The sequence below is a fragment of the Sandarakinorhabdus sp. genome (assembly GCF_031422795.1).
Taxonomy (GTDB): domain Bacteria; phylum Pseudomonadota; class Alphaproteobacteria; order Sphingomonadales; family Sphingomonadaceae; genus Sandarakinorhabdus.
Genome location: NZ_JANPML010000284.1, coordinates 1 through 4,448 on the forward strand (window position 1 = coordinate 1; position 4,448 = coordinate 4,448).

General features: G+C 60.8%; 4 protein-coding genes. 2 read left to right on the forward strand and 2 right to left on the reverse strand.

The window, feature by feature from the left end:
* Together RMO81_RS10175 and RMO81_RS10180 are read left to right on the forward strand one after the other, a co-directional pair.
* Positions 1-901: acyl-CoA dehydrogenase (locus RMO81_RS10175; RefSeq protein ID WP_310475743.1), on the forward strand; the 901-nt coding region annotated here is incomplete at its 5' end.
* Positions 902-1,219: 318 nt separating this feature from the next.
* The gene (locus RMO81_RS10180; protein ID WP_310475744.1) at positions 1,220-2,734 is read left to right on the forward strand and encodes a hypothetical protein; all 1,515 of its coding nucleotides are present in this window, start codon (positions 1,220-1,222) and stop codon (positions 2,732-2,734) included.
* Between the two features lie 274 nt (positions 2,735-3,008).
* Here the strand turns inward: RMO81_RS10180 and RMO81_RS10185 are convergent, their stop codons facing one another.
* Together RMO81_RS10185 and RMO81_RS10190 are read right to left on the reverse strand one after the other, a co-directional pair.
* Positions 3,009-4,124: an acyl-CoA dehydrogenase family protein gene (locus RMO81_RS10185; RefSeq protein WP_310475745.1), complete on the reverse strand. Its 1,116-nt coding sequence runs from the start codon at positions 4,122-4,124 to the stop codon at positions 3,009-3,011.
* Positions 4,125-4,300: 176 nt separating this feature from the next.
* A partial coding sequence (locus tag RMO81_RS10190; RefSeq protein WP_409049606.1) for an acyl-CoA dehydrogenase family protein occupies positions 4,301-4,448 on the reverse strand: 148 nt, incomplete at its 5' end.

Here is a 4,448-nt window from a genome sequence, read left to right on the forward strand (position 1 = left end):
GAAGGAGAAGTTCCTCAAGCCCCTGCTGAACGGCGACAAGCGCGTGTGTTATTCGATGACCGAAAAGGCCGCCGGTGCCGACGCGACGGGGATGCGCACGACCGCGGTGAAGGACGGCAACAGCAATTACATCATGAACGGCGAAAAATGGTTCTCGTCGGCTGCCAGCGCTGCCGATCTGGCCGTGGTGATGGCGCGCACCGATCCCGATGCGCCGCGCCACCAGCAATTTTCCACCTTCATCGTGGAACTGCCCAACCCCGGATATATTATCAAGCGCGACATCAAGACGATGGCGATCGAAGGCCCGCTGACGGAGGTGATGGGCGGCGGCCACAGCGAGATCGAGATCAAGGATCTGGTGGTGCCGGCCGAAAATCTGCTCGGCGGCGAAGGCAATGGTTTCAACATGGGGCAGCACCGGCTGGCCTATGGCCGGCTGCGGCACGGCATGCACAATGTGGCGATGGCGCAGCGCGCGCTCGATCTGGCGACGGCGCACGTCACCCAGCGTTCCACGTTCGGCAAGCCACTGCACGAACGCCAGGGCGTGCAGTTCATGCTCGCCGAATGTGCCAGTGAACTTTACATGGCGCGGCTGATGCTGCTGCACATCGCCTACAAGGCCGAAAAGGGCATGGATTTGCGGCAGGAAAACAGCATCGCCAAGGTGTTCCTGGCCCACATGGTGCACAAGGTGGTGGATACCGCCATCCAGCTGCACGGCGCGCTCGGCTACAGCCAGGATACGCCGCTGGCGAGCTGGTACACGCACATCCGTTCGCAGCGGCTGGTGGATGGGCCGGACGAAGTGCACCGCTGGACGGTGGGCCGCAACGTGATCAAGGCGTATCAGGGGCACGGCACCACGGCCTCTGCAGCGGGCGGGGATTTGATCTAGCGGTCCAAACCTGACGCCTGGTCAACATCCTGATAGGACGGCGAATGACGGGAACTCGGACATTTCTGCCGTTGCGGAACGAGAAGCCAAACGGCGGTTCTTGACAAGAGCCGGCGTTAAGCTTTTGGCTGACCCGCATAGTAGAGGGACGCAAGTGGCCGCTTTCGGAAAGGCAGCTAGCGATATCGCACCTGAATATAACTGCCGGCGAACCCGCATTGCGACACACTCTAGCGGCAGAGTGGCGGAGTGCGTTCAGTGGGCTTACCATAGCGGAATTGCTCTAGGTTCGAGCCACTAAGACGTCTGAGGAAAGCAGTGACCGACACGCCCGCCCGCACCACGATCGCCGCAGCGAAGACGTTTGCACAGCGCTGCCACGACGAGTTGGGTGTGCCGTCCGCTGTGCTTTTCGGGAGCCTTGTCTACCGCGATGGAGAGCGCTTCTCGGAAGATGTTAGCGACGTCGACCTCGCTCTCGTCATGCCGGAGGGCATGCGTAGTCCTGTCGATCGGGTGGAGCTGGCAGCGAAGCTACTCGGCTTCAAGCGTGATCTGGAAATCGGCCTCGCGGTAAGCCTTTCTCGATCGACAGCGGTCCCCGTCTGCAGCTTGATGCTGCTCAGTGCGGCAGACATCGGCGCGGACATACACAAAGATGGCGCAGAAGGCTTCTTCCGAAACAATGAGTTTCACGATCTTGTCAGCGATGCGCGCTCGCACGGCATGGCTGGCGTCGGCGATGTAGCGATCAGTCATCGTCTCGTGAGGCAGTGCATTCGTTTTGCACAAAAGAAACGGCATGCGTTCCTTGCGATTGCCGCGAACGGCAAAGGGTCTCTCGAGGGTTATGACGGCGACACTCCCCTGCCCAAGGATATTTTGCGACACGCTGCGATGGCCGGGGCACTGCGGAAAACGGGCGCGCTACCGGGAGCCGAGTTCGATACCCAAGAGGGACTCAGCGAACTGGTATCTCATGTTATCCATGCTGCGAAAAAGAGCCAAGCTTATGAGGAACTTCGCGTTTGGCTGATGAACAAGATCGCAACACGCAAGGGAATCTTGAGCGCGCGACATCAACTGCTGCTGGCCGAGACGATCGCGGCGCTTGCAGAGCAGGCCCACGATGCGGCGAAGACGAACGCTCAGCCGCCTAAGGTTGAGAGCACGCCATTCTTTTTTGAGCGTGTTGGCGACGCATTCCCCGGCAAGCGCGGCATTTACTGGACGACTGGCCCTGAGGACGTTGCGATGCGCCTCGGCAGGCTGCTAGGCGGTGAACTCCGGATAGGCCTGTCGACGCCGATCTGGATGTTCCGTGGCGGAGTATCGATCGGCATTGAGCAGTTCCGCCAAATCGGACCCGAGACGTTCCTCATCGGTCATCACGAGCTGAAAGTGTCGCGCCTAGCCCTGTGCGAGTCGCCCCTGTACTACCGCAATTTCGTCTACGTCGAGTGCGAAGGCTTGGCTCCGACGGGCATCGACGATTCGTCGGCCGAGCGCCTCAAGGAGGCGATTAAAGAGGGAAGAAGTACCTACGAGGAGTACGGACTTACGGACGACGGCATGTTGGTGACGCGTGAGGAGTATGATGACGGCGCGGCCGAGCGGGCCGGGAAGATCATCGACACGTCACATCGAACAGAAATTCGAATGCGGTATTTGACGCCGTTTAACTTCGTTCTGTGCGCTCAAATGTCTCCAATCAACAACACGCAGTATGATCGCCGCTTCGGCGAACTGCTTGACGGGATGCTTGCGGGACAGAATCTTTTGCCTACGATAATCGCCGATGTGAGCAAGCTGCCCCGACGCGACGACGATTGATCTCGATCGGCTTGGGTTATGCCCGCATTCAGAGTGGGTGGTGCCATCAGCTAAACGTTCGAACATAAGACGCCTTATTTATAATCCAATTAGGTGTGCCTCCCAGCAGCTTCTGCCAAAATCTGACATGGACAGCGCTTGATCTGAATAACCGTCTCTGGGTCGATGACTGCCTTGGCCGTTACGGATACCAAGCGTCAGACTTTGACGATTAGAACGAAAAAGGCCGGGCGTGGCGGCCCGGCCTTTTCCAGTCTTGGAGTTTGCGATCGCCTTACGCCGCGAGCGCGATGCCTTCGTAGCGGGACAGGTGGAAATCCACCGAGCCGAACTGGTTTTCGATCAGCGTAGCGCGCTTGAAATAATGGCCCACGGCCAGTTCCTGGGTGATGCCGATGCCGCCATGCACCTGCACGGCGTTCTGGCCGACGAACTTGGCACCCTTGCCCACCTTGGCCTTCGCCATCGAAACCGCGGCGCTGCGTTCGGCGGTGTCGAGCTTGAGCGTGGCCATCATGGTCATGGAAACGGCCTGTTCGACCTCCATGAACATATCGACCAGGCGGTGCTGGATGACCTGGAAATCGCCGATGGCCTTGCCGAACTGCTTGCGCTGCTTGGCATAATCCAGCGTGGTGGCGTGCAGCACCTTCAGCACGCCGCAGGCTTCGGCGCACAGGGCGGCGGTGGCTTCATCAACCACGGCCTCGATGAGCGGCAGCGCTTCTTCGCGCAGCACATGTTCGGCGCCCACGGCGACATTTTCGAAATAGACTTCCGAAGCCGAGGTGCCGTGCACGGTGAGATAATCGCGGCGGGTGATGCCCTTGGCGTCAGCCGGGATCAGCAGCAGCGCCACGCCGTCGGCATCGCGCTGGCCGCCAGCCGTGCGCGCGGTGACGAGCAGGTGCGTCGCGTGCGCCGCGCCTTCCACCACTGCCTTGTGGCCGTTCAACTGGCCGCCCTTCAGCGTGGTGGTGAGATCGTTCAGATAGAATCGGCCCTGCGGTTCGTACGCCGCAAAGGCGATGCGGGTGGTGCCGGCGATGATGCCGGGGATCACGGCATCAGCCACGGCGCCGCCCACATGCTTCAGCGCGCCGCCGCCGATGACAACGGTGGAGAGATAGGGTTCGAGCACAATGGCGCGGCCCATTTCTTCCATCACCACCATATTCTCGATCGCGCCGCCGCCCAGGCCGCCATGCGCTTCGGCAAACGGCGCGCCCAGCACGCCAAGTTCTTCAGCAAAGGCCTGCCATACGGCCGGATTCCAGCCCTTGCCGCCGTGCACCACCTTCTGGCGGGCATCAAATGTGTAGGTGTCCGCCAGATAGCGCGAAAGCATGTCGCGCAGCATGGTCTGTTCTTCGGTGAAATTGAAATCCATGTTCCGTCCCCAAGCCTTAACCCCTCTCCCCTTGCGGGAGAGGGTCGAGAGACGCCGTAGGCGGCCCGGGGTGAGGGGTTCCTCAATCTGAAACTGGGTGACCCCTCACCCCGCCGCGCTGGCGCGCGAGTCGCCCTCTCCCTGCCCAGAAAACATTTGGGGGAGAGGGGCAGAAGTTAAAGGCCCAGCACCATCTTTGCGATGATGTTGCGCTGGATCTCGTTGGACCCGCCATAGATGCTGGTCTTGCGCATGTTGAAATACACCGGCGCGGTGCGGCGGGCGCTGTCGGGGCCGACGGCGAAGCTGTTGTCGCCTTCGCCC

What these genes read in the sequence shown, in the direction of transcription:
- RMO81_RS10185 (WP_310475745.1), bottom strand. Translation starts at nt 4,124, where the DNA reads ATGGATTTCAATTTCACCGAAGAACAGACCATGCTGCGCGACATGCTT.